Raw genomic sequence first — 21961 nt, 5'->3', positions numbered from 1 at the left:
TCATGTCTGACTTCCTCGTCGGTATCGATGCCGGCACCACGGGCTGCAAATCCATCGTCTTCGACCTCGACGGCAATGTGCTCGGCCAGGACTACCGGGAGTATCCGTGCATCTACCCCGGGCCCGGGCTCGTCGAACAGCGATACGAGGACATCATTCCCCCGCTGACGGACTCCTGCCGGGAGGCCGTCGCCGCGTCCGGTGTCTCCCCGGAGGAGATCCGGGCGGTCGCGTTCTCGTCGCAGGCGCCGCTGCTGGCGCTGGTCGACGCCGAGGGCAACCTCATTCGCGACTTCCTGTCCTGGCAGGACCTGCGGGGTGCGCCATACATTCCGAGGCTGCGGGAGGCCTACGGTGCCGAACGTTTCTACCTCGAGACCGGGGACCCGCTCGGGACGAACAGCGCGGCCCCGAAATGGGCGTGGTTGCGCGACAACGAACCCGAGAACTGGGCACGCACCGAATGGTTCCTCTCCGAGCAGGAGTTCCTCCTGAAGGAGTGGGGTGCCGAGGAATACTGGACCGACCTGTCGTCGGCGTCGCGGGAGGGCATGCTCGATGTCGACTCGGTGCAGTGGTCGCGGGAGATCCACGACCTGATAGGCGTGCCCATCGAGAAACGAGCCCGGCTCGTCACATCCCCGGGCAAAGTCGTGGGAAGGGTCGGCAAGGACATCGCGCGCCGCGCGGGCCTGGCGGAGGGCACCCTACTGTGCCTGGGCGCCCACGACCAGAACTGCTCCACCTTCGGAGGAGGCGCCGTCAGGGGAGGCGACTGCGTGATGGTGATGGGGACCTTCGGTTCATGCTATGTGGTCATGGACGAACCGCTGCGTGACCCAGCGCGGAAACTGGTGGTCAAACCCAACCACGGTATGGGGAACTGGACCATCGAGGCGTTCTCGAACACCTCCGCGTCCTCCTTGCGCTGGTACCGGGACACGTTCTGCCACGAGGAGTGCGCGGCCGGTGAGGTGGCCGGGGTCGATCCCTACGACATCATCACGTCCCAGGCCCGGAGATCGCCCGTGGGGGCCAACGGGGTCACGTTCCTGCCGTACCTGGCGGGTGCCTCCGGGGCGCGTCAGAACCCGCAGGCGCGGGCCAACATCAACGGCATGACGCTCGCCACCACCAAGGGAGACGTTGCCCGTGCCGTCCTGGAGGGAATCTGCTTCGAGATGCGCGACATCCTCGACGCCCAGGCCGCCGCCGGGATCGAGGCCGGGACGATCAGGCTCGTGGGTGGCGCGGCGAAGTCTGCCCTGTGGTCCCAGATGCTCGCTGACGTCCTTCAACGGCCGATCGAGATCCTGCGCACCTCGGAGGCCGGTTGTCTCGGGGCCGCGATGTACGCCGGGGTGGGGGCGGGGCTGTACTCGTCCTGCGAGGAGGCGGCGGCGCGGGCCGTCGCGGTCGTCGGCAGGTTCGATCCCGACCCGGCGGCCGGGGCCGCCTACGACCAGGCGTTCAAACGTTTCGTGGATCTCTACGAGAGCCTGGACACGGGCGTCTTCTGAGCCCTCGGGGACACACACCGGGCCGGGCCTCCCCGGCCCGGTGTGTCACGACCTGTAGTCGAAGTGGAGTTTGATCCTGTCGCCGCGGAACAGGATCTTCGAAAACTCGAAAACCCTCCCGGAGGCCTCCGAGATCGTGTCCTGCAGGAGCAGCAGGGGAGCTCCCGGGCGCAGACCCAAGAGATCTGCTTCCTCCTTCGTGGCGGCCACGGCCTCTAGCTGCTCCCCGGTGTGGGACGAGTGCAGCCCGTACTTGTTCTCCAACAGCACGCACAGCTGTTCGCCGAGGACGTCATCGTGTTCCAGCTCCGGCGCGAGGTGGACGGGCACGAAGGAGCGGTGGAGGCTCACCGGATGGGCGTCGACGGAACGGCGGCGCACGACCTCGTGGACGGGGGTGGAGGGGGCGATCCCCAACCCGTCGCGGATGGCCTTTCCCGGAATGGTTTTACGGATGCTGACGAGTTCCGTGGTGGTGGCGAAACCCATCTGCTCGAGCTGCTCACGGACACCCTTGTAGGCCGGGGGAAGTGTTGCGATCTTCTGGTGGGTGACGAAGGTGCCCTTCCCGGGGACGCGCTGGAGGAGACCGTCATCAACCAGCCCGTTCAGCACCCCCCGAACGGTCATCCGGGAAACCCCGAGGGCGGTGTTGAGAGCGGCCTCCGAGGGGATCCGCTCCCCGGGTTTCCACGCCCCGATGGCGATCTCGTGCCGGATGAAGTCCTCTATCTGCACGTAGAGCGGGACAGGGGAATTACGGTCCAAAGACTTGGCGTCCATGAATGACTCCGTCCTGTCAGGTCTGGTGCCGGGCCGCGGAGGACTGGGACGCGAACCCCGAATCACCATAGCCCGTTTCGGCCGGGATACTACGAGATTCCCGCACGGAGCTCCGCGACCTCCCTGCGCAGCCGCACCAGCTTCAGGCGACGATCCAGCTGCCGGATGCCGCGGCCCGTCCTGCTGCACTGCTGGTACAGCCAGCGGATCACCACGAGAACCAAGTGCCAGCAGATCGTGCACACGACGATGAGCGGCAGCTCGTCCAGTCCCGGGAACCGTGCGAGGATCAGGACGATCACCCCCAGGGCGATCACTGTGGTCAGCAACTCGAATGCCGTGCGAACCAGCCACGCCCCGAGCCGGGCCAGACGGTTGTTCCCGGGTTTCATGGCCTCGGCCAGCACGTCCTTCCGCATCAGGGTGAAGGTGTAGCCCCAGAAGAACCTGAGCCACACGACGGTGGCGAGGTGGAACAGCAGAACCTCCCAGACCGTGGTCACGTTGTGCGCGAGATGCCAGGTCAGGGGGATCGGGCTCAGGGCGGTAAGGAGGGTCGCGACCATGAAATGCCGTGTCAGCAGCTGTTTTCGTTTATGCCGGAGCAGGGTCTGCCTGGAGGCCCGGTTCCGGTCGCGTTTCCGCTCCTTCCGGTCCCGGCTGCTCTCCTGGCGTTCGCGATTCCTTCCCCGCTTCCTGAGCCGGGCCTCGGTGGCCTTGGCGTTCGTTCTGGCAAGGACCGCCTCCTGCTGTTTGGAACGCGCCAGGCGCATCCGTTCGTTCTCCAGCGAACGAGTGCGGATCGCGATGAGGAAACCGCAGGTGATCACCCCGCCGGCGGGCAGGAGGAGCAACAGAGGTGCGCGTTCCGTGAGCCAGGGGATCGTCAGGGTGATCGTTATCCCCGTCAGGCCCGCGAGCAGCAGGATGATTCCCTCCCGTGTCTGTTGGAGGGCAACCTGCTCGTTGGTCACGCGGTCGTCCCGGTCCGGGCTGTGGTTGCCCTGGACCGAGAACGCGATGTACAGGGCGGTCAGCAGCGCCAGGAGTACCGGGAGCATGATCGCGAGCAGCTGGGCGAACCCGTCGGTCGCGAACTGCGACCAGGTCCGGGTGATCTGGCCCAGCAGGGCGGCGGAGTTCGGCAGGCCACCGAAATCGGTGAACTGCTGGATGGAGGACGCGATGACGGTCAGCGCCCCGGCCGACAGGAGAATCCCCAGGCTGGACAGGAAGGCAACTCCCCAATGTCCCCGTGAAATGCTGCGGATCTGCGAATAGGTGGTGGTGTTGACCACACGGTCGTCGTCCCCGGTGGTTTCCGGTGAATCCCCCGAGGCGGCCGGGTCCGCAGCCGCCTCGGCGGTTCTTCCCGGTGGCTCCCCCGGTGATGGGGGCTGATCCGGTTTCGTTCCCCCGGCATCCGCATCCGGGGACCCGGCCGGCCCGGCTGCCTCGCCCGGGTCGGTTCCCCCGCTTCCCCCGTTCTTCCCGGGGGGCTGCGAGGGGGAGCGGGGCGTGGATGCCGAGACGTGGGCCGGGGTGGAGTCCGTCAGCGTTCCACGTCGCGGTTCGTCCTTGTCGTCGGGGGCCCGGTGGGCCGGGTGGTGTGCCGGGGTCGCGGCCGGTTCGCAGGTGGGGGACAGGATCGCGCGGTGCCCGGTCGTGATCGGTCCGTCGGGGGAACCGGCTTCCTCGGGGGATGAATCCTCGGTGCCGGTGTCGGGGCGTTTCGGGATGGTGGAGAGGGACCTCTGCGGAGACGCGTTCTCCGCCGGTTCTGCCCACAGCGTCGGCGGCGGGGCGAAGGGGGACGGCACGGGTGGGAAGGTGCTCTCCCTGGACTCCGACCAGGCGCTCTTGAACGGCACCCCTCCCCTCGGGGCGGGATGTGACGCGTCCTTGTCATGCGCCACATCCCGTGGGATGGCAGAATTCACAGCGCCCCCGGGCGTCTCCCATTTGGTCAAAGGGGCCGAGGCCGACTCCTGGTTGTTCGTCTTCCCGTTTCGTGTTTTGACCATGTCCGTTCCGGTCTCCTGACTGACGGCACGATTGGACATCGTTCACAACACTCTACGTTCTGGTTGCGCTGAGAGCAGACTCGCCGGTAACAAGGGGTGTCGTGGAGTGCGACGGGGTGTCCCCCGGGTTTGTCGAGGCAACCCCGGTTCAGGGGATGCGGCGGGTCCACTTCTCGGTTGCGAACTTGTTCTCCACCAACTCCGCGGCGGCCGCGAGCTCGCCGTCGGTGTAGTCGCGGCGGCGGGTGGAGTAGCGCGACTCGAAGTGCTTCAGGAAGGATGCGATGATCTCGTCGCGGGGTAGCCGGGTCTGTGAACGCAGCGGGTCGACGCGTTTGTTGGCTGATTTGGTTCCCTTGTCCGAAAGCTTCTCCCGGCCGATCCGCAGCACCTGGAGCATCTTGTCGGCGTCGATGTCGTAGGCCATCGTGACGTGGTGCAGCACCACGCCGCTGGTGAGCCGTCGTTGCGCGGCGCCCGCGATTTTGCCCTTGTCGGAGGCGATGTCGTTCAGAGGGACATAGCGAGCCTTCACACCCAGTTCTGCGAGGGCCCCCATCACCCACTGGTCGAGGAACTCGTAGCTGCGCTCAAAACTAAGACCCTCCACCAGGGAACCCGGGACCAGCAGCGAGTAGGTGATGCAGTTCCCCGGTTCCATGAACATCGCTCCACCACCCGTGATGCGCCGCACCACGTTGATGCGGTGGCGTTCGCGACCCTCCTCGTCGATCTCGTTGCGGTAGCTCTGGAAGGAACCGATGACCACCAACGGTTGGTTCCATTCCCAGATCCGAAGCGACGGCCCGATCTCGCCGCGGGCCAAACGTGCCGCCAACACCTCGTCGAGGGCGACGTGCAGACGCGGATCGAGGGTGACGGGACCGATGACGTCGAAGGTGTGGTCGTCCCAGTTCGTGGCGTGCCCCAGCGCGCGGCGCACCGCGATGCCCACGGCCTCCGGGGAGAAGCCGAGCAGCCGTGCGTCCTTCGGCAGGTGGGAGTTGATGGCAGCGGCCAGGTCGGCGACCGAGGAGGTGCAGGGCAGGCCGGTCAGTGCTCGGACGATGTCGTTGAGGGATTCGTCGGGTTCCAGGAAGAAATCTCCGGAGACCACCACCCGGGACAGCTTCCCGTCGGAGACATCGAGATCGACCGCCACCAGTTTTCCGTCCGGCACCTTGTATTCGCCATGCATGTAGGGGAGCCTACGGGAGAGCGATTGGTGTGTGGTGTCGTCTCGCCGGGACGGGGCCGTTGGTGTTTGTCGCAATCCTGCGACGAACGCGCCACATGGCTCCCGGAACCGACAAGCTTTGAACATCGAACGGACGACAAGCCCTCACCAAGGAGCAGCCATGAAGACCATCCTCACCCGCACCGCCATCGCCGCCCTGGCCGTTGCCAGCCTCGGGTTCGCCGCCTGCTCCGCGGGCGTGGAGGCAAAACCGCAGGACGCCCCCGGTAACACCGGCTCCCAGCAGGTCCCCGCGCAGACGAACTCCCCGGCCCCCCAGCAGACGGAGAGCGGGAGCAAATCCTCCGAGGCGACCAAGACCGGTTCCAGTGGTGTGACGGCCCCCGGTGTCACGGTTGGCCCCGGTGGGATTTCTGCTCCCGGTGTCACGGTTGGCCCCGGTGGGATTTCCGCTCCCGGTGTCAGCGTCGGCCCCGGCGGGGTCACCGCCAGTGCCGGAGGGATCACCTCCGGCGCCGGAAACTTCCGCTCCGCCGATTGTGACGAGGACCCGGTGGTGAAGGAGACCGGTGCCGTGGTCCGCTTCTCCGGGCACTGCGAATCCATCGTCATCAAGGGTTCGGGAGCGGCCGTCGAGTACGACTGGGTGGATAAGCTGGTCATCGAGGGAACAGGTGTCGCCGTCAGGGGCGGTGACATCGGGTCCCTCAAGATCACCGGAGACGGGGCGGGTGTCGTCTCCAGCGGCGATGTCGACGAGGTGATCATTTCCGGTACCGGCAATGCAGTCAAGGTTTCCGGAACCGTCGGGAAGGTCAACGACACCGGCATCGGCAACGCCGTTGGTTCCTGACCCGCCGGCATTGTCACAGCTTCCCCCGACCGAACCGATTCCGGGGCTTCGGGAGGGGGATGCTCCAGAAGTATCCCCGACCCGGCACAATGTGCTTGCCCACCAGACCAACCCCCTTTGGAGAGACCATGAAAACCAACCTGATCCGTATCGCCCTCGCCACGGCCGCCATCACGGTCCTGGGGCTTAGCGCCTGCTCCGCAGGGGCAGAGAACAAACCCGCCGGGAACACCCAGGCGGTTTCGACCACCCAGGCCGCCAACGCCAACACCCCGTCCGCAGGGAACGTGGCCACCGCCAGCAACGGGGGTGACGCGAACGTCACCGCGAGCTCCGACGGTTCCGGCAACAAGAGCGGCTCCAATGGCAAGACTGGTTCCAATGGCACGGGCGACAGCGATGACAAGCCCTGCGTCGGGAACCCGAACGTCTCCTCCAGCAACGGTGTGGTGACTCTCAGCGGGCACTGCGAAGTCATCAACATCACCGGCAGCGGCAACCAGGTCACCTTCGAGTCCGCCGACAAGGTGATCATCTCCGGTGGCAGCAACTCCGTCACCGGTCAGGACCTCGACGACGTGGAGATCACCTCCAGCGGCAACTCCGTCACCGTCACCGATGACCTCGACGAGGTCACGGTCAGCGGCAGCGACAACAGCGTCTCCTCCCAGGGTATCGAGAGGAAGAAGGACACTGGCAGCGGCAACAGCCTCTCGTGAGCTCGGTCCTGGTCGTCGATGACGACCCCATGATCCGCGACCATCTCGCCCGCACCCTGGAGCGGGCGGGATTCGTCGCGTTCACCGCTGCCGATGGCGTGGCGGCCCTCGAGGTGGTCGGGAAACAGCACCCCGACCTGATCGTCCTGGACGTGTTGATGCCGCGTGCCGACGGGCGGGAGGTGCTGGCCAAGCTGCGCAGGGGAGGGGACTGGACCCCGGTGATCCTGCTGACCGGTGTCGGGCAATCCGGCACCCGCGCTGACGCCCTTGAGAAGGGGGCCGACGACTACCTCAACAAGCCCTTCGACCCTGCCGAGCTGGTGGCCCGGATCCGGGCGGTCCTGCGGCGGGGTCAGCTGGGTCGGACCCTCACCCACGCCTCCCGCATCCAAGGTGGCGGCCTGGAACTCGATCGGCTGGCCAAGACGGTCACCGCGCGGGGCCAGGTGGTGCAGCTGACCCCGAAGGCCCTCGCCCTGCTGGAGTACCTCATGGTCCACCACGGCGAAACCTTCAGCCGCGACCACCTTTTGGAGCAGGTCTGGGGGGTGGAGTTCGCGATCACCACCCGCGCCGTCGATCATCGCGTCGCCGAGCTCCGCAAGGTGCTGGGGGCGCGGGGACTCGAGGTCATAGACACCGTCCAGGGCGTCGGGTACCGCTTCCATCCCGAGGTACGTGCCGCGTGAGAAAACGGGTTTGGGTCTGGGCGGTCGCCGTGGTCGGGGTGCTCGCCGCCGTCGGGATGCGGATCGCCGGGGAAACCCAGATGTTCAAGGTGGGCGTCGAGCTGTGGGCGCTGCCCCTGCTGGCCGGGCTGCTCGTGCCGGCGGTAGCGATGCTCGCCGGATGGCGTCGCGGCAGGAACGCCCGAGCCGTCGAGGAGGCAGTGGAAGGCGTCAAGGCGGAGGCGCGGGAGGCCCACCGCACCTTCGTGGGGCGCCTCGACCACGAACTGAAGAACCCGCTGATGGCGTTGCGCGTGGGGCTCGGTGAGGTGCGGGATCCGGTACTCGCGGAGTCGATGCGGGCGCAGGTCGATCGGTTGGCGTCGCTGGTGGCGGAACTCCGCAAGATCAGCGAGATCGACTCCTACCCGGTGGCCGACGAACCGGTGGACGTTTCGGAGGTGGTCTCCGATGTGATCGAGACCGTGGTGCCCGGGGACCGTGAGGTGGTGGTGGCCCTTCCGCGGGCCCCGCGTCCCCTGCCCCCGGTGCGCGGCGACCGCGACCTGGTGTTCCTGGCCATCTACAACGTGGTGGGCAATGCAGTGAAGTACTCCTTGCCGGGGGCGACGCTGGAGGTGCGCGGCATGGAGGAACGCGGGCACGTGGTGGTGGAGGTCTCCGACACGGGGCGTGGCATCCCGGCTTCCGAGGTGGACCAGGTCTGGGGTGAACTGGCCCGCTCCAAGGAGGTCCGGCACATCCCCGGCAACGGTCTGGGGTTGCCGATGGTGGCGGCGGTGCTGCGCAGGCTCGGTGGTTCCTGCGAACTGAGCTCCATCCAAGGCCGGGGAACCACGGTCAGGATGCGCCTGCCGCTGCTCTGACGGGCGCGGCGGACGGGTCGGTGGGAGCTGCTGCGTGGCCCGGGCGGCGGGAGACAAAGCTTTGTCAGCAGCCGTGTTTGTTGTGGTTGGTGGGGCAGGGGGCGTTTTTGGTGGGGGTGCCGGTCTGACTTGGTGGTGGTGACGGGGTGGCGAGGTGGTGCCTGTCGTTGGGAATGTTGACCGCGGATACCTCGACCACTTTGGTGTGGGCCTGGGCGGTGAGGTCCATCTCGATGGTTCCTTGTTGTCCGAGACCACTCCATACGATCACCCAGTGCGCGGTCGCGGTGATGGTGTAGTCACCGGTTTGGTGGTAGACGTAGCCGCAGCTGGGGGATTTCTCGTTGCGGGTTTGGTGTTCGGGATGTTCGACGCCTTTGTCGCATTCCTTGGTGTCACCGTTGCCCATCTCCCAGGTGAGGTGGGTGACCGCTGCGGTGGCGGTGATCGAGTACCCGGCCTGCGTTACGGTTTTGGTGACGGGTCCCCAGGTGTTGGGGGTGGGGTTTTTGACCCACATCCAGTTGTTCCAGCCGACGTAGTTGTATCCGTCGGGTAGTTCCTCGAGGGGGTGGGGCCACAGGCCGATTTCGGGGGCGTGGAGGTCCATGCGTTCGACTGCGATCCTTGCGAGGGCGGCGGGTTCAGGAGTGCCCCCCGAACCCGTCCCGGGTGATTCGGAAGGCGCAAAACGCACGCACAACCCCGAGCGCGAGTCGTATCGGATGCAGCCTTCTATGGGCCAGCTCGGCTCTTCGGAACCACCCCCACCGGAACCCCCGCCGCCAGTGTTGCGGGGTTGCGCAGGCCTACCCGGTTGGCCGCCAGAGCCCGGAGCACGTACTACAATTTCACAACTTCCGGCAGTGCTGTCTTTTTGTCCGCAGCGGACCTCTCCTTCGGCGCGGGCCGACTGCTGGGACACGCCGGCCACGGCCAAGAGACAAGCTGTGGCAAGGAGGACGGTGATGAGGCGTTTCATGCCGGGCACCTCAGGGCGTCTTCGTTCGTGGCATCGCCGAATTTCCAGCCGGTCTCGGTTTTGACCACATTCACATTCCACTGGAGATACCGCGGACGATCCATGGGCACCACGCTCTTGCCGGTGGCCGAGTCGATCACATCGACCTTCCCCGCGTCCGTGCACATCTGGACATCCACGGAGCGCACCCCATCAACCTCGACCGGCTCCGAAGCGCCCGTGATGTGAACAACCGTGACTCCGGTCTGCACCTGGCCTTTCCCGCGAAACTCGGAAAGACGATGCGCCTGTATTTCCTGGCTCTGGCCAATGGTGATATCCATCAAGGACTGCGGATCGGCATTCAAATCACTGAGTACTGTATCCCGGATGCGATAGTATTCGATCAGCACATTGGCTGCTTCGAGTTGTTCCGGGGTGAAGGTCTCCGACGGCTGCGGCTTTGAGAGCGACGATGCGGCCGACGGTTGAGGCGTGGTGGTTCGGGGAGGCCGCTGCGGGGCGGTCCCCCAGGAATCCGATTCACTGCTCCCCGGACCGGGCTGCTGCCCGCTGCACGAGGACAGCAGCAAAACCGCGGCCACAGCGACCGTCGTGGTGGTTCCTTTGATGCGATGTTTCATTGTTCAACACCCCCATTGGTGTCACAAACCCGGCAGGTGTCTCCAACCCGGGATCACACGACTCTAGAACCAACACCCAGACCCTGCGGGGCATCGAAGAGACTCTGGCCAAAAGTTAAGGATCCCGCTGACCTCGGATGGGTCGTCGATGGGGTCTCAGCGCAGCACCCGGGCCAGGAAGTCCTTGGTGGCGGGCTCCCGCGGGTCTTCTATCACCTGCTCCGGGGGACCCTGCTCGATGATTCGCCCACGTTCCAGGAAAACCACCCGGTCGGCGGCGGAACGGGCGAACCCGATCTCGTGGGTGGCCATCAGGATCGTGGAGCCGGTTCGTTTCAGGTCCAGAACCAGATCCAGGACCTCCCCGACCAGCACCGGATCCAGGGCGGAGGTGATCTCGTCGAGCAGCAGCAACTCCGGGTTGGTGGCGATCGCCCGCACGATCGCGACCCGCTGCTGCTGGCCGCCGGAGAGCCGGTCGGGGAAGGCGCGTGCCTTGTCGCTCAACCCGATCCGTTCCAGCAGCTCCCTGCCCCGCGTCTCGGCGACGCCGCGTTCGACACCGTGCACCTTCCGGGCCGCCAGGGTGATGTTGTCCAACACGCTCAGGTGGGGGAACAGGTTGTAGTGCTGGAACACCACTCCGATCCGGGCGCGCACCGAATCGATGTCGATGCGCGGGTCGGTGATGTCGGTCCCGGCCAGGAAGATCTGGCCGTCGTCGACCCGCTCCAGCAGGTTCACGGTGCGCAGCAGCGTCGACTTGCCCGACCCCGACGCGCCCAGCAGCACCACCACCTCGTGGCTGCCGACGCCCAGGTCGAGGCCGCGCAGCACCACATTGCGGCCGAACCGTTTGACCACCCCTCGCATCTCCAGCACCGGTTCGGTGTGGTCGCCGGCCCGGGTCGGTTTCAGCCCGGCCATCAGACCGTTCCTCCTGTCTGTTCGCGTTCACGCAGCCGGGCGGTGTACCAGTCCGAGAGCCGGATGAACGGCCAGCTGAAGGCCACGAACAACAGGCCCGCCACCACGTAGGAGGTGAAGTTGTAGGTCGTCGCCTGCTGGATCTGGGCGGCGCGGATGGCATCCACGGCGCCCAGCACGGAGATCAGGCCGACGTCCTTCTGCATGGAGATGAAGTCGTTCATCAGCGCCGGTGTCACCTTCCGGACCGCCTGCGGGATCACGACGTAACGCAGCGTCTGGCCGTGGCTCAGCCCCAGGGACCGGGCCGCGAACCGCTGCGAGGGGTGAACCGCCTCCAACCCGGCGCGCAGCACCTCCGCCACATAGGACGAGTAGGTCAGGATCAGCGCCACCGTGCCGAGCAGCGCCGCCGGGATGCGCGTGGTCGGGTTCAGGGCCGGGATGCCGAAACCGATCAGGTACAGCACGATCAGGAACGGCATGCCGCGGAACAGGTCCGTGTAGGCGGCGGCGAAGAACCGCAGCGGGAAGAACACCGGACCCCGCAGCGACCTCAGCACGGCCAGGATCACCGCAAGGACCGCGACCCCGATGACGGCGAAGAACAGGATCTGGACGTTCAGCCACAAACCCACGGCGACCTCGGGAAGTGCGGCAGCGAAGTGGCGCGCCGAGAAGAAGGTTTCCCGGGTGACCTGCCAGCCGGGCGAGTTCTCCAGGACCAGCCAGATCACCACCGCGAACACGACGGTGGAGACCGCCGAGATCAGCACCGAGCGGATCGTCTGCCGTCGACGGTACCGGCGTCGCCCGAGCTCGATGTCGCTGACGACCCCGAAATCGTCGACCGTCTCGTTCATCGATCAGCTCAGGACCGGGACGTTGACGGAATCGGACAGCCAGGTTTTGGCCAAGGAGTCGAGGGTGCCGTCCGCGCGGAGGGCGTCGACCGCGCCCGTGACAGCCGCGGTGAGCGCGGAACCCTTCGGCAGCACCAGACCGAACTGGTCGCCACCCGAGGTGTCGGCGAACTGGCCGACCACCACACCGCCATCCAGCTCGGCGGCCACCAGGTACAGCGCCGTCGGGAGGTCGACCACGATGGCGTCCACCTGGCCGCCCTTGAGGGCCTGCACCGTGTCCTGCGAGTTGTTGAACACCGACGGGGCGGTGGTGGGTGCCACCGTTTCGGTGAGCATTCTGTGACTGGTGGTTCCGGTCTGCGCTCCCAGCAGGGCGCCCTTGAGCTCGGCGACGGTGGTGGCCCCGGCCACCGGGGAACCCTTCAGGCTCACCACGGCCTGCGCGGTGGTGTAGTAGGGGGAGGAGAAATCGACGGCGTTCCGGCGCTCCTCGGTGATGGAGAACTGCTGCAGGTTGAAGTCCCAGTCCTTGGCGCCGGGAGCGATCGCGGCATCGAAGGTGCTGCGCACCCACACCACGTCCGCGTTGGCGAAACCGAGTTTCCCTGCGACGGCGTAGGCGACGGCGGCCTCGAACCCCTTGCCGGACGCGGGATCGTTGTCCTCCACCCACGGCGAGTAGGCGGGCTCACCGGTGGCGATGGTCAACTTGCCCGGGGTGACGGTTTTCAGCGACCCCTCGGAGGCCGATGCGCTGTCGGGGACGTTCTTCCCGTCGCTGGCGATCGTGCAGGCGCTGAGCAGGACGGTGCTGCCGAGTGCGGCAAGCGTGGCGCGGCGGCTGAGGGGGATGGCCATGGCTGATGCTCCTTGGGTCAGGTCCGGGTAACAGGACTGATCCCATCCAACAAGTGACAGCCCCACAGGTCCAGATCTTATTCCAGGAATGGAAGAAGATCAGGCCGGATGCCGGCCATCCTTTTTGCCCCGTCGTCCCGGGGAAGGGCGGCGGAGGAGGTCGTGCAGCTCCAACGCAGCCTGCAACCAGGGCTGCGATGTGTCGGCCAGCCCAGCCCGGTCGCTTTCGACACGCGACCCGGTGCCGTGCAGGGTGAGGGAAGCCGCCGGTGAAGGGGGCTCAGTTCAGGTGCTCCTCGAGGGCGGTGCTCAGCCGGGTCATCGACTCGATCAGTTCGCGACGTTGCTGCGGGGTCCAGCCGGACAGGATGCCGGTGAAGAAGGCGGAGGCATCCCTGCGGATCTCGCCGCACGCCGCTTCCCCCTCCTCGGTCAGGGTTACGATGCTGGCCCGCCGATCGGTGGGATCGGTGTGGCGGCGGGCCAGCCCGGCGCGTTCGAGGCGTTTGACCTGCGCGGTCATCGTCGAGCGGTCGACGGCCTGCCACTCGGCCAGTGCGGACATCCGCGCCGGTCCTGTCGCTGCCAGGTGCGACAACAGCCAGGCGTCGGTTTGCGCCAGGTTGCGGATGCCCGGGTGCATGGCGTTTCGCAGCCGCATCCGGCTGGCCAGCCTGCTGAGCCCGGTGAAGAGCCGGTGAAGATCCACGACGGTCTCGTCGGCGTCGGTGCTCATGGCCTGTCTCCCGGGCTGTCCTCGCAAAAATAGTTGGTACCATCAAAGTAAATCATCGATCCGTTCAGGAAGCCAGCGAGGAACCATGACCACCTCACCCGCCCTCCAGACCACCGACAAGGTGCTGAGCGCCGCCGGGATCGACCCCGGGACCGGGTTGTCCTCGACGGAGGCCGCTGCGCGTCTGGCAAGCCACGGCCCCAACGAGCTGCGCTCCCGGCCGCGGGAGGCCGCCTGGCGGCGGTTCCTGAAGCAGTTCGCCGATCCGCTGGTCTACCTGCTGTTCGGGGCCATGGCCATCTCGCTGGCGGCGTGGTCCCTCGAGGGGGCCAGCGGCCTGCCGATCGACGTGGTCGTCATCCTGCTGATAGTGCTGGCCAACGCCGCCATCGGTTTCGTGCAGGAGAACAGGGCCGCCGACGCCGTCGCCGCCCTGGCGGACATGACGGCCGCCAGGGCCACGGTGCTGCGCGACGGCAAACTGGTGACGATACCCGCCGCCGACCTGGTTCCCGGCGATGTCCTGGCGCTGGGGGAGGGCGACGCGGTGGCTGCCGACGCGCGCCTGATCAGCGCCTCCTCGCTGCAGGTGCAGGAGGCCTCGCTCACCGGCGAGTCGGAGGCGGTCACCAAGACCGTCACCCCACTTGCGGAACTCGGATCCCTGGGGGATCGGCACAACATGGTGTTCAAGGGCACCGCCGTCGCCCGGGGCGTGGGGCGGGCCGTCGTCACCGGAACCGGCATGGACACCGAGATGGGGCGCATCGCGACGCTGCTGGACGAGACCGCCGACGAACCCTCCCCGCTGCAACGCGAGATCGCCCAGATCTCCAGGACCCTGGGTGTCCTCGTCATCGGCATCGCCATCGTGGTCATGATCGTGGTGGCCGCCGTCAACGGGGTCTCCTCCTTCCACGAGGCCGTTGACATCCTGCTGCTCGGGGTCTCCCTGGCGGTGGCGGCAGTGCCGGAGGGCCTGCCCGCGATCCTGTCGCTGGTGCTCGCCATCGGTGTGCAGGCCATGGCGCGCCGCAACGCGGTCATGAAGGACCTCCACTCGGTGGAAACCCTCGGATCGGTCTCCGTGATCGCCTCCGACAAGACCGGCACCCTCACCAAGAACGAGATGACCATCCGCGAGATCGTCACCCCCTCCGGGCGGGTCGAACTGACCGGCACCGGATACGAACCCGTCGGGGAGGCCGTCATCACCGGTGACGAGGCCAGAACCCGGGCCGAGGCCGAACGCACCCTCGCGGCGGGAGCCATGGCCAACAATGCGCAGCTCGCGCAGGTCAACGGCACATGGGAGGTCCAGGGCGACCCCACCGAGGCCGCGTTCCTCGTGGCCCAGCACAAACTCGACGGCGTGCCCGAGCGGATCGGGGCGTGGGAACGCATCGGCGAGGTGCCGTTCACCTCCGAACGCAAGATGATGTCCGTGCTCGGGCGCCGCACCACCGACGAGCACGTGCGGTTGTTCGCCAAGGGCGCCCCCGACGTGCTGCTGGAACGCTGCACGGCCGAACTGGTCGGCGGCGAAGTCGTGCCGCTCAGCGACGAACGCCGCGGCCGGATCGAGGCGGACATCGAACGCCTGAGCGCCGAGGGATACCGCACGCTCGGTGTCGCCCGGCGCCGAGCCCTCGAACAGGACCCCGCGACCTTCACCGAGGACGCCGAACACGACCTGGTCCACCTCGGCCTCGTCGCCATCATCGACCCGCCACGACCGGAGGCCGTCGAGGCCATCGCGGAGGCGCACCGCGCGGGTATCCGCACCGTCATGATCACCGGCGACCACCCCGTCACGGCCGCGCGCATCGCCGCCGACCTCGGCATCACGAAAGGGGCCTCCCGGGTGCTGACCGGTCGCGAGATCGAATCCATCGACGAGGAGGAACTGGGCCGGGCGGTCCGGGACATCGACGTCTACGCCCGTGTCTCCCCGGAACACAAGCTACGGATCGTCGACGCGCTGCAGGCGGGCGGGCAGGTCGTCTCCATGACCGGCGACGGCGTCAACGACGCCCCCGCCCTGAAATCCGCGGACATCGGGATCGCGATGGGCATCACCGGCACCGAGGTCACCAAGGAGGCCGGGGAGATGATCCTCGGCGACGACAACTACTCCACCATCGTCGCCGCAGTCAGGCAGGGCCGTGGAATCTTCGACAACATCAAGAAGTTCATGCGCTACCTGCTCAGCTCCAACATGGGTGAGGTGGCGACGGTGTTCCTGGCGGTCCTGCTCGGCGGGCTCATCGGCCTGGCCGACCCCGCCAACCCGGCAGCCGCCGTCGTTCCGCTGCTGGCGACGCAGATCCTGTGGATCAACCTCGTCACCGACTCCGGACCCGCGCTCGCGATGGGCGTGGACCCGGAGACCGATGACGTCATGGGTCACGGCCCCCGCAAGTTGACCGACCGGATCATCGACGCCCACATGTGGCAGCGGATCATCGGGGTCGGGCTGGTGATGGGGTTGCTGACCCTGCTGATCTACGACCTCACCCTGCCCGGTGGTCTCGTCGGAGGCCTGGAAGTTCTCGCCACCCCCGGCTCGCAGTTCGCGGTCGCCCGCACCACCGTGTTCACCGCCCTGGTGTTCATGCAGCTTTTCAACGCGCTGAACTCCCGCTCCGATACCGCGAGCGCCTTCACCCACATGTTCAGCAACGCCTGGCTGTGGGGGTCGTTCGCGCTGGTCACGGTGCTCCAGGTGCTGGTGGTCGAGGTGCCGTTCCTGCAGTCCGCGTTCGGCACGGCACCACTGGACTGGATCCACTGGGCCGTCGCCGTCGGTGCAGGTGCGGCGGTGCTGCTCTACGAGGAGGTCGTGAAGCTGCTCCGACGCACCTTCAGTGCACCTTGACTGGCGGGAGAGGGGCCTATCGACGGGAGCTCAGGTCGACAAACAGCTCGAACAGGCCCTTGGTGATCCTCGTTCCGGCGTTGTACTCCTGAGGGCATTCGCGTTCGGGTTGCGGTTTCCCCCGCACCGTGCCGTAGGCGTGAATGCCGATCGCAAGGGTGCCATCGGACATGTACAGGGGGGAGCCGCTCTGGGCGGGGTAGGTGTCCATCGAGTAGCAGAGCTGGTTTCCCCGGCTCTCCGCCACCGTTCCGCCCATGCCCCAGAGCTCTCCCGGGGCCTTGTCATAGGGGTAGCCGCGCAGTTCGACCCCGGTGTCCTGGTAATCCCCGGAACGCCACGTCAGGCCGAACCAGCCGGTCCGGTCGCCGAGCGGTTTGTCGAGCTTGACCAGTCCCCAGTCCAGCCGAGGGTCGTTGTTCTTGATCCAGGCGGTGTCGGTCCACGTCTGGGTCGCCGCCGCGGTCTCGAACGGACGTTCGGGGCCGTTCGCGCCCGGGCTGAACTCCAGCCCTGAGATCCATTCCTGGCGCTCGTAGTTGTACACGCAGTGTCCGGCGGTGGCCAGTGTGTCGGCCGAGATCATCCAGCCCGTGCAGTAGGGTTTGCCGCCCTTGCTGATGTAGACGATGGCGGAGTTCGGGTAGGTGGTGGTGTCGGTCAGCCGCACCCGCTCGTCCTCGCCGATGATGCTGCTGGGAGCCGATTCGATCGAATCCGGTTTGTGCCCGGAAATGGAATCCCCGGAACTCGCCGGGGCGTCGTTCGGCTGCCACGTCAGGGGCTGTCCGGAGGAATCGATTCCTACCGGGGAGACCTCTGCCGGTTTCGGCGCCGGGCCGTCATCCGCCACCGCCTGAATGGCTGGGGACGACGTGGCCAGCAGAGCCGCGGCCAATAGTGCCGCCCCGGCCGCCGAAGTGATTGAATTTCGGATTTTCTTCACGTTTCTTCAACCTCCATTGGCATGTGCCCAGTGGTTTCGCGTTTTGACGCTAAACGCCAACGCAGATGGAGTCAAGAGGTTCTTTCGGATGGCATCCCGACGCCCTGCCACTGCGGGGAGCGGCCAACGGGCTGCCGGCGAAGAACGGCACGTGCCTTCCGCGTGGAAAAGCCCTTGTCACGATGGCCTGCCCGCTGCTGCGCCTCGGTGGGCGAACCCCTCGATGGGGTGCGGTTCGGGGCGATCGCTGACGGGTCTTCGCAGGTCGGGAACAACATCCGCCCGCTTCTCCTGTGTATGAATCGCGAAGGAGAGCCGATCAGGTCAGATGCGGCAGGACGCATTGTCCTGGACATGGCACTGAGCATCTGGACCTGCTGATCCATGCCGCCGAAATCCATGTTGTTCATGCTCCGGGAGAGTCCCGAGAACATTTCCTTGAGCTCTTTGCCGTGTTCAGGAATTGGGTGGGAGTGTCTCCTGCCCTCAAGAGGCCTAGGGGCTCTTGTGTTGAGACGGATCCGGATGTGCCCAAGTCCAGGCGGGCGTCGAAAAGAAGATCGATGAGACAGAGCGCATCCGTCTCCGCCGAGCGCGAGGCCTCGAGAGCGCTGAAAGGGTGAAGCCGCATTCTTGTCGCGCGGCCGACCAGGGGGTCGGATCCCTCCAGCCACCCGCGTCCCACGGAGGCCAAGACCGTGAGCAGCACGCGATGTCCCGGTGGGCAGTAGAAACTGCTGGACACGGAATTTTCCTACGTTGGATGTAGGAAAATTCCTACATCCAACGTAGGAAAATTCCTGCTTGGGACGTGGTGGCAGCCCGTTGCTGCTTCGTGTCCCCTTGGTTGGTTCGCCCGGCGCCGGTTGGTGGGGTTCGGCTCTGGGGCGCCGAACGGTACCCCAGAGCCGCGGCATGTATCAGCAACGGCGACCCGTCAGGGCCAGTACGCGGGTCTGGCGGTCCGCGTCGTCGGGAACCTCAACGGGTTGTTTGCAGATCCCGTCCTGATGGAAGACGTCCCCCCACGAGGGAATACAGGTTTCCAGGAAGGTGAGCTCCGCATCGCTCAGTTCCAGATTGTTTCCGGCCGCCCGCTGGATGTCCCAGGCGTGGATGATCAGGTCGAAGCGGTAGAAGCTCAGCAGTGTGTCGGCCAGGGTGGTCGGTCCGAAGAAGGAGTCGTAGGTGGCCAGGAGCGTTTCCTCGTCGGTCACCGCCGACCTCACGGCGGCCGCGTGCGCGGCCCAGGCCTCATGCGGTGCCCCCTCCGGACGAGGCCCCAGCTCCAGACCTCGTTTGCTGAAGACATCGCGCTGGGTGTCGATGACGTGGTCGAGGACATCCTTCGCGCTCCACCCCTCGCAGGGACTCGGGTTCTCCCAACGGCCGGTCTCAAGGTTCGCGATTCGCCGGGTGAAGGTGTCGACGTGACCGAGGAATTGCGTGATTCGGGTATCCATGGACGCTAGTGTGTTCGGCGGAGAGGGAGGAAGTATTGAACAAATACGACACATCCTTCCGGGAACGGGCCCATCTCGCCGACGACCGCGGCTTCAGTCCACCGGTGTACCGCTTCGCCCCCCGGGCTGGCCTGGCGGACGTGGTGCGGCGTTTCTGGGTGCCGGTGTGGGATCTCGCGCCCGGACGGGAGTCGATTCAGCGGGTCCTGCAATACCCGGTCTGTCTCATCACGGTTGACGCCGACCACGCCAGTCTGGTCGGTCCCACCAGCGGACTGGCCACCAAGAGACTCACCGGCCGTGGCTGGACCGTCGGCGTGATGCTGCAACCCGCCGCCGGGCGGCAGCTGATCGGGGCGGACGTCTCGACCCTGGTCGACGGGCGGATCGCGCTCGAGGACTCCACCCTGGTAGAGGTTCCTCGGCTGGTCGCCGACATCCGGGCCAGCATGACCCACCCCGATGATCCGGCCGCCAGGGAATCCGCCATCGCGGTGATGGAGACCGCGCTGCGGAGGCTGACCCCGGTGGATCCCGAGGGGCTCGCGGTGAACACCATCGTCCGCACCGTCGAGAACGACCCCACCATCCAACGGGTCTCCCAGATCTGCGAACGCTTCGGCATGAACGAACGCACGTTGCAACGCCTGGCGGCGAAACGAATCGGGCTGACACCGAAATGGCTGATCCGCCGCAGACGACTTCACGAGGCGTCCTGGCAGCTTTCCGGGGAGGCCGCCCTGGCGGAACTGGCAGCGTCCCTCGGATACTCCGACCAGGCCCATTTCCAACGCGACTTCCAGTCGGCAACCGGCATCACGCCGGCCACCTACGCCAGGCAACGCGGAGCCGAGTGACCCCCACGACTCAGCCGCCGAAAACCGTGTCCTGCTGGTCCTCGATCAGGTTGCCCGAGATGTCCTTCAGCGGACCGGTCCCGCCGTCGGGAAGGATCTCGCCGTTGGTGGAGCATGGGTAGAGGTCGGTTTTCCGGCCCTTCGGTTCGATGAACATCGGGTTGATCAGCCACTTGCCGTCCTCGTTGTCGTAGGCGTTGCACATCAGCTCGGTCTTGTTCCGGTTGATGACCAGACGCAACTTGGTGGCGTCGATCAGAAACGAGATGTCGGTGTCGGAGTCCCCGGCGCTGAAGGCCTGGCGCTGCGCCTCCGGGGCGGGTTTGAAGGCATCGGGGCCGGTGATGCCGAGGACGTCCTGGTTCACCCGGCAGCGTTTCCCCTCGATGTAGGGCATGCTCGCATCGTCGCCGCCGCAGGGCATCAGGGACGAGGTGATCCGGTCGCCGTCGTGGGCCATCACCACTCCCATCACCTTGTTGCCGGTCAATCCCAGGGGTTCGGCCCACACCTGGGCCACGGGCTCGGCGGAAGCCGAGATGATCCTCACGTCGAAACCGTTCTCCTTCAGCGTCCTGATCAGGTCAGTGATCTGGTCGTAGTACCGAACCCAGCCCGTCACGTCCTTGGAACCGATCCTCTGGGTGGTTCCCTCCGCGGCAGCCAGGTTCTGTTCCCGGGCCTGGGACGCGAACCCGATGACCTCCTCGTCGGTGTATCCGGCCTGCAGCTGGGCGGCGAAGGCGTACTGGGGTTCGATGCGTCTGGCGTTGAAGCCATCGAAGGCCTTCTCCCCGCGCGTGGTGGTGCCCTCGGAATAGGCGGAGAGAATCGCGTCCGCGCAGGCCGTGCCCGCCTCGGAGCCGGTGGGCAGGGGTTGACCGGGTTCGGCAAGGGGACCGCAGGACGATGTCAGGTCCTCCACCGCTGCCGGTGTCAGGAAAGAACTGACCTGTTTCCAGTCGGAAGGCTGCAGAACCTTGCTGTTGGCCAGCAACCAGAAGGTGGTGGCGTCACCTATGTCGTTCCTGACGACGGTGTTGTCCCAGTCGAACAGTGCGAGCGGGGCCCCGTTCGCCACGTCCCCATCCCCGGTGCACGTCCCGGTCTCCTTGATCATGGCATCCAGCCGTTCACGGTTGTCGCCATACCATCCCTGGGTCACGGTCAGGGTCCCGCAGGTGGTGCTCACCGACTGATCCGGGGCGCTGGCTGATTGCGTTGCTGCATTCTGCGCCGATTCTCCGCAAGCTGACAACACCATCGTCGAGACGGTAAGCGCCGTCAGCACCGACCTCGAGAACTTCGAGCTCATCTCAGGCTTCCTTCGTCCAAGCGCACCGAAACCCAGCCGGTGCGCGTCCCTCACCATCCCCACTCAGGACGGACCTGGGACACGCTACCAACACGAGGGCCGTGTTTCCGGGAAAACGGAAAAACCAGGGGGTCCTCGTCGAGGTGGTCGTGATGGATCTCAGTCGGGCAGCGAGCGGGTGCCGTAGACCTTTTCCCAGTCGTTTATGAAGGTGTCGACGGCGGCCTCGATGCCCGGCGCCGACAAGGCGACGCGCAGCAGTTTCGGCGACAGCGTCACGGCATCGGCGCCCGCTTCGAGGGCGTGGGAGACCTGGGAGACGTTCTTGAAACTCGCCGCCATGATCTTGCTGGGGGCGTTGAACCGGCGGATGAAACCGGCGAGGGCCTCCAGGGTGCCGCGGGTGTCGATGTCCAGTGACTGCATCCGGTTGTAATACGGCGCCAGGTAGTCGACGCCGGTCGCGATCGCCAGGAACCCCTGGGTCTTGGAGTAGATCGCGGTCGCGGTGACCTTGACCCCCTCGGCCTTCAGGTGGCGCATGGCCGCGATACCGGCCTCGGTGGTGGGGATCTTGGGGTAGACCCCGTCGTCGATCCTGTCCAGCAGCTTGTGGGCGTCGTCGATCATGCCCCGGGTGTCCTTCGCGAGGACCTGCACGTGCAGGGTACGGTCCGGGCCGATGATCTCGCGGATCCGGCGGAAGTGGGCGTAGAAATCGACCCTGCCCTCGGCCTTGAGGATCGTGGGATTGGTCGTCACCCCGGTGACGGGATAGATCGGGGTCAGCCGCTCGATGTCATCGAGATTGGCCGTGTCGAACAGGATGTCCATGACGCACAACCCTAATGGCAG

At 66.4% G+C, this 21961-nt stretch carries 20 protein-coding genes; 7 read left to right on the top strand and 13 right to left on the bottom strand.

Features of this window, described 5'->3' with window-relative positions:
- Positions 1-2 precede the first annotated feature (2 nt).
- Positions 3-1520, top strand: coding sequence for a xylulokinase (locus ACO6D6_RS05730; protein WP_484784000.1), 1518 nt, complete (start codon positions 3-5; stop codon positions 1518-1520).
- Positions 1521-1565: 45 nt separating this feature from the next.
- Here the strand turns inward: ACO6D6_RS05730 and ACO6D6_RS05725 are convergent, their stop codons facing one another.
- From ACO6D6_RS05725 to lplAB, 3 genes are all read right to left on the bottom strand, one after another.
- The gene (locus ACO6D6_RS05725; RefSeq protein WP_484783998.1) at positions 1566-2303 is read right to left on the bottom strand and encodes a GntR family transcriptional regulator; all 738 of its coding nucleotides are present in this window, start codon (positions 2301-2303) and stop codon (positions 1566-1568) included.
- A gap of 89 nt (positions 2304-2392) precedes the next feature.
- Positions 2393-4366 carry a hypothetical protein gene (locus tag ACO6D6_RS05720; RefSeq protein WP_484783996.1) on the bottom strand — a complete coding sequence of 658 codons (1974 nt, stop codon included), beginning with the start codon at positions 4364-4366 and terminating at the stop codon, positions 2393-2395.
- 109 nt (positions 4367-4475) lie between these two features.
- Positions 4476-5525, bottom strand: coding sequence for a lipoate-protein ligase LplAB (gene lplAB / locus ACO6D6_RS05715; RefSeq protein WP_484783994.1), 1050 nt, complete (start codon positions 5523-5525; stop codon positions 4476-4478).
- Between the two features lie 160 nt (positions 5526-5685).
- Between lplAB and ACO6D6_RS05710 the strand changes: the two genes are divergently transcribed.
- The 4 genes from ACO6D6_RS05710 (at position 5686) to ACO6D6_RS05695 (ending at position 8655) form a co-directional block, all read left to right on the top strand.
- Complete coding sequence (locus ACO6D6_RS05710) at positions 5686-6378, top strand: hypothetical protein (RefSeq protein WP_484783992.1); 693 nt, start codon at positions 5686-5688, stop codon at positions 6376-6378.
- Between the two features lie 128 nt (positions 6379-6506).
- A complete protein-coding gene (locus tag ACO6D6_RS05705; RefSeq protein WP_484783990.1) occupies positions 6507-7097 on the top strand; it encodes a DUF3060 domain-containing protein in 591 nt (196 codons plus the stop codon).
- Positions 7094-7789 carry a response regulator transcription factor gene (locus tag ACO6D6_RS05700; RefSeq protein WP_484783989.1) on the top strand — a complete coding sequence of 232 codons (696 nt, stop codon included), beginning with the start codon at positions 7094-7096 and terminating at the stop codon, positions 7787-7789. The genes ACO6D6_RS05705 and ACO6D6_RS05700 overlap by 4 nt, the downstream gene beginning before the upstream one ends.
- On the top strand, positions 7786-8655 hold the full coding sequence (locus ACO6D6_RS05695; RefSeq protein WP_484783988.1) for a sensor histidine kinase: 870 nt from the start codon (positions 7786-7788) through the stop codon (positions 8653-8655). The genes ACO6D6_RS05700 and ACO6D6_RS05695 overlap by 4 nt, the downstream gene beginning before the upstream one ends.
- Before the next feature lie 64 nt (positions 8656-8719).
- On the opposite strand, the gene ACO6D6_RS05690 is transcribed toward ACO6D6_RS05695, so the two are convergent.
- From ACO6D6_RS05690 to ACO6D6_RS05665, 6 genes are all read right to left on the bottom strand, one after another.
- Positions 8720-9265: a hypothetical protein gene (locus tag ACO6D6_RS05690; RefSeq protein WP_484783986.1), complete on the bottom strand. Its 546-nt coding sequence runs from the start codon at positions 9263-9265 to the stop codon at positions 8720-8722.
- 368 nt (positions 9266-9633) lie between these two features.
- Entirely contained in the window at positions 9634-10260 is a 627-nt protein-coding gene (locus tag ACO6D6_RS05685) for a hypothetical protein (RefSeq protein ID WP_484783985.1), read from the bottom strand.
- A gap of 156 nt (positions 10261-10416) precedes the next feature.
- On the bottom strand, positions 10417-11187 hold the full coding sequence (locus tag ACO6D6_RS05680; RefSeq protein WP_484783983.1) for an amino acid ABC transporter ATP-binding protein: 771 nt from the start codon (positions 11185-11187) through the stop codon (positions 10417-10419).
- Positions 11187-12050 carry an amino acid ABC transporter permease gene (locus ACO6D6_RS05675; protein ID WP_484783982.1) on the bottom strand — a complete coding sequence of 288 codons (864 nt, stop codon included), beginning with the start codon at positions 12048-12050 and terminating at the stop codon, positions 11187-11189. The genes ACO6D6_RS05680 and ACO6D6_RS05675 overlap by 1 nt, the downstream gene beginning before the upstream one ends.
- Positions 12051-12053: 3 nt before the next feature.
- Positions 12054-12911: an ABC transporter substrate-binding protein gene (locus ACO6D6_RS05670; RefSeq protein ID WP_484783980.1), complete on the bottom strand. Its 858-nt coding sequence runs from the start codon at positions 12909-12911 to the stop codon at positions 12054-12056.
- A gap of 280 nt (positions 12912-13191) precedes the next feature.
- A complete protein-coding gene (locus tag ACO6D6_RS05665; RefSeq protein ID WP_484783979.1) occupies positions 13192-13647 on the bottom strand; it encodes a MarR family winged helix-turn-helix transcriptional regulator in 456 nt (151 codons plus the stop codon).
- A gap of 85 nt (positions 13648-13732) precedes the next feature.
- Here ACO6D6_RS05665 and ACO6D6_RS05660 point away from each other — a divergent pair, with 85 nt between their 5' ends.
- Positions 13733-16525 carry a cation-translocating P-type ATPase gene (locus ACO6D6_RS05660; RefSeq protein ID WP_484783977.1) on the top strand — a complete coding sequence of 931 codons (2793 nt, stop codon included), beginning with the start codon at positions 13733-13735 and terminating at the stop codon, positions 16523-16525.
- 16 nt (positions 16526-16541) lie between these two features.
- Here the strand turns inward: ACO6D6_RS05660 and ACO6D6_RS05655 are convergent, their stop codons facing one another.
- Positions 16542-17471: a trypsin-like serine peptidase gene (locus tag ACO6D6_RS05655; RefSeq protein ID WP_484783975.1), complete on the bottom strand. Its 930-nt coding sequence runs from the start codon at positions 17469-17471 to the stop codon at positions 16542-16544.
- Between the two features lie 920 nt (positions 17472-18391).
- Positions 18392-18934: a TIGR03086 family metal-binding protein gene (locus ACO6D6_RS05650; protein ID WP_484783973.1), complete on the bottom strand. Its 543-nt coding sequence runs from the start codon at positions 18932-18934 to the stop codon at positions 18392-18394.
- A gap of 35 nt (positions 18935-18969) precedes the next feature.
- Here ACO6D6_RS05650 and ACO6D6_RS05645 point away from each other — a divergent pair, with 35 nt between their 5' ends.
- Positions 18970-19791 carry a helix-turn-helix domain-containing protein gene (locus ACO6D6_RS05645; RefSeq protein ID WP_484783971.1) on the top strand — a complete coding sequence of 274 codons (822 nt, stop codon included), beginning with the start codon at positions 18970-18972 and terminating at the stop codon, positions 19789-19791.
- A gap of 10 nt (positions 19792-19801) precedes the next feature.
- On the opposite strand, the gene ACO6D6_RS05640 is transcribed toward ACO6D6_RS05645, so the two are convergent.
- Together ACO6D6_RS05640 and ACO6D6_RS05635 are read right to left on the bottom strand one after the other, a co-directional pair.
- The gene (locus ACO6D6_RS05640) at positions 19802-21106 is read right to left on the bottom strand and encodes an HAD family hydrolase (RefSeq protein WP_484783970.1); all 1305 of its coding nucleotides are present in this window, start codon (positions 21104-21106) and stop codon (positions 19802-19804) included.
- A 159-nt stretch (positions 21107-21265) separates the two neighbouring features.
- The gene (locus ACO6D6_RS05635; protein WP_484783968.1) at positions 21266-21940 is read right to left on the bottom strand and encodes a fructose-6-phosphate aldolase; all 675 of its coding nucleotides are present in this window, start codon (positions 21938-21940) and stop codon (positions 21266-21268) included.
- Positions 21941-21961 lie beyond the last annotated feature (21 nt).

The sequence above is a fragment of the Arachnia sp. genome (assembly GCF_057238465.1).
The sequence above is the reverse complement of the archived record's forward strand: the minus strand, read 5'-3'. Positions and strand labels throughout refer to the sequence as shown.

What these genes read in the sequence shown, in the direction of transcription:
- ACO6D6_RS05730 (WP_484784000.1), top strand. Translation starts at nt 3, where the DNA reads ATGTCTGACTTCCTCGTCGGTATCGATGCCGGCACCACGGGCTGCAAA.
- ACO6D6_RS05725 (WP_484783998.1), bottom strand. Translation starts at nt 2,303, where the DNA reads ATGGACGCCAAGTCTTTGGACCGTAATTCCCCTGTCCCGCTCTACGTG.
- ACO6D6_RS05720 (WP_484783996.1), bottom strand. Translation starts at nt 4,366, where the DNA reads ATGTCCAATCGTGCCGTCAGTCAGGAGACCGGAACGGACATGGTCAAA.
- lplAB (WP_484783994.1), bottom strand. Translation starts at nt 5,525, where the DNA reads ATGCATGGCGAATACAAGGTGCCGGACGGAAAACTGGTGGCGGTCGAT.
- ACO6D6_RS05710 (WP_484783992.1), top strand. Translation starts at nt 5,686, where the DNA reads ATGAAGACCATCCTCACCCGCACCGCCATCGCCGCCCTGGCCGTTGCC.
- ACO6D6_RS05705 (WP_484783990.1), top strand. Translation starts at nt 6,507, where the DNA reads ATGAAAACCAACCTGATCCGTATCGCCCTCGCCACGGCCGCCATCACG.
- ACO6D6_RS05690 (WP_484783986.1), bottom strand. Translation starts at nt 9,265, where the DNA reads ATGGACCTCCACGCCCCCGAAATCGGCCTGTGGCCCCACCCCCTCGAG.
- ACO6D6_RS05685 (WP_484783985.1), bottom strand. Translation starts at nt 10,260, where the DNA reads ATGAAACATCGCATCAAAGGAACCACCACGACGGTCGCTGTGGCCGCG.
- ACO6D6_RS05680 (WP_484783983.1), bottom strand. Translation starts at nt 11,187, where the DNA reads ATGGCCGGGCTGAAACCGACCCGGGCCGGCGACCACACCGAACCGGTG.
- ACO6D6_RS05675 (WP_484783982.1), bottom strand. Translation starts at nt 12,050, where the DNA reads ATGAACGAGACGGTCGACGATTTCGGGGTCGTCAGCGACATCGAGCTC.
- ACO6D6_RS05670 (WP_484783980.1), bottom strand. Translation starts at nt 12,911, where the DNA reads ATGGCCATCCCCCTCAGCCGCCGCGCCACGCTTGCCGCACTCGGCAGC.
- ACO6D6_RS05665 (WP_484783979.1), bottom strand. Translation starts at nt 13,647, where the DNA reads ATGAGCACCGACGCCGACGAGACCGTCGTGGATCTTCACCGGCTCTTC.
- ACO6D6_RS05660 (WP_484783977.1), top strand. Translation starts at nt 13,733, where the DNA reads ATGACCACCTCACCCGCCCTCCAGACCACCGACAAGGTGCTGAGCGCC.
- ACO6D6_RS05650 (WP_484783973.1), bottom strand. Translation starts at nt 18,934, where the DNA reads ATGGATACCCGAATCACGCAATTCCTCGGTCACGTCGACACCTTCACC.
- ACO6D6_RS05640 (WP_484783970.1), bottom strand. Translation starts at nt 21,106, where the DNA reads ATGAGCTCGAAGTTCTCGAGGTCGGTGCTGACGGCGCTTACCGTCTCG.
- ACO6D6_RS05635 (WP_484783968.1), bottom strand. Translation starts at nt 21,940, where the DNA reads ATGGACATCCTGTTCGACACGGCCAATCTCGATGACATCGAGCGGCTG.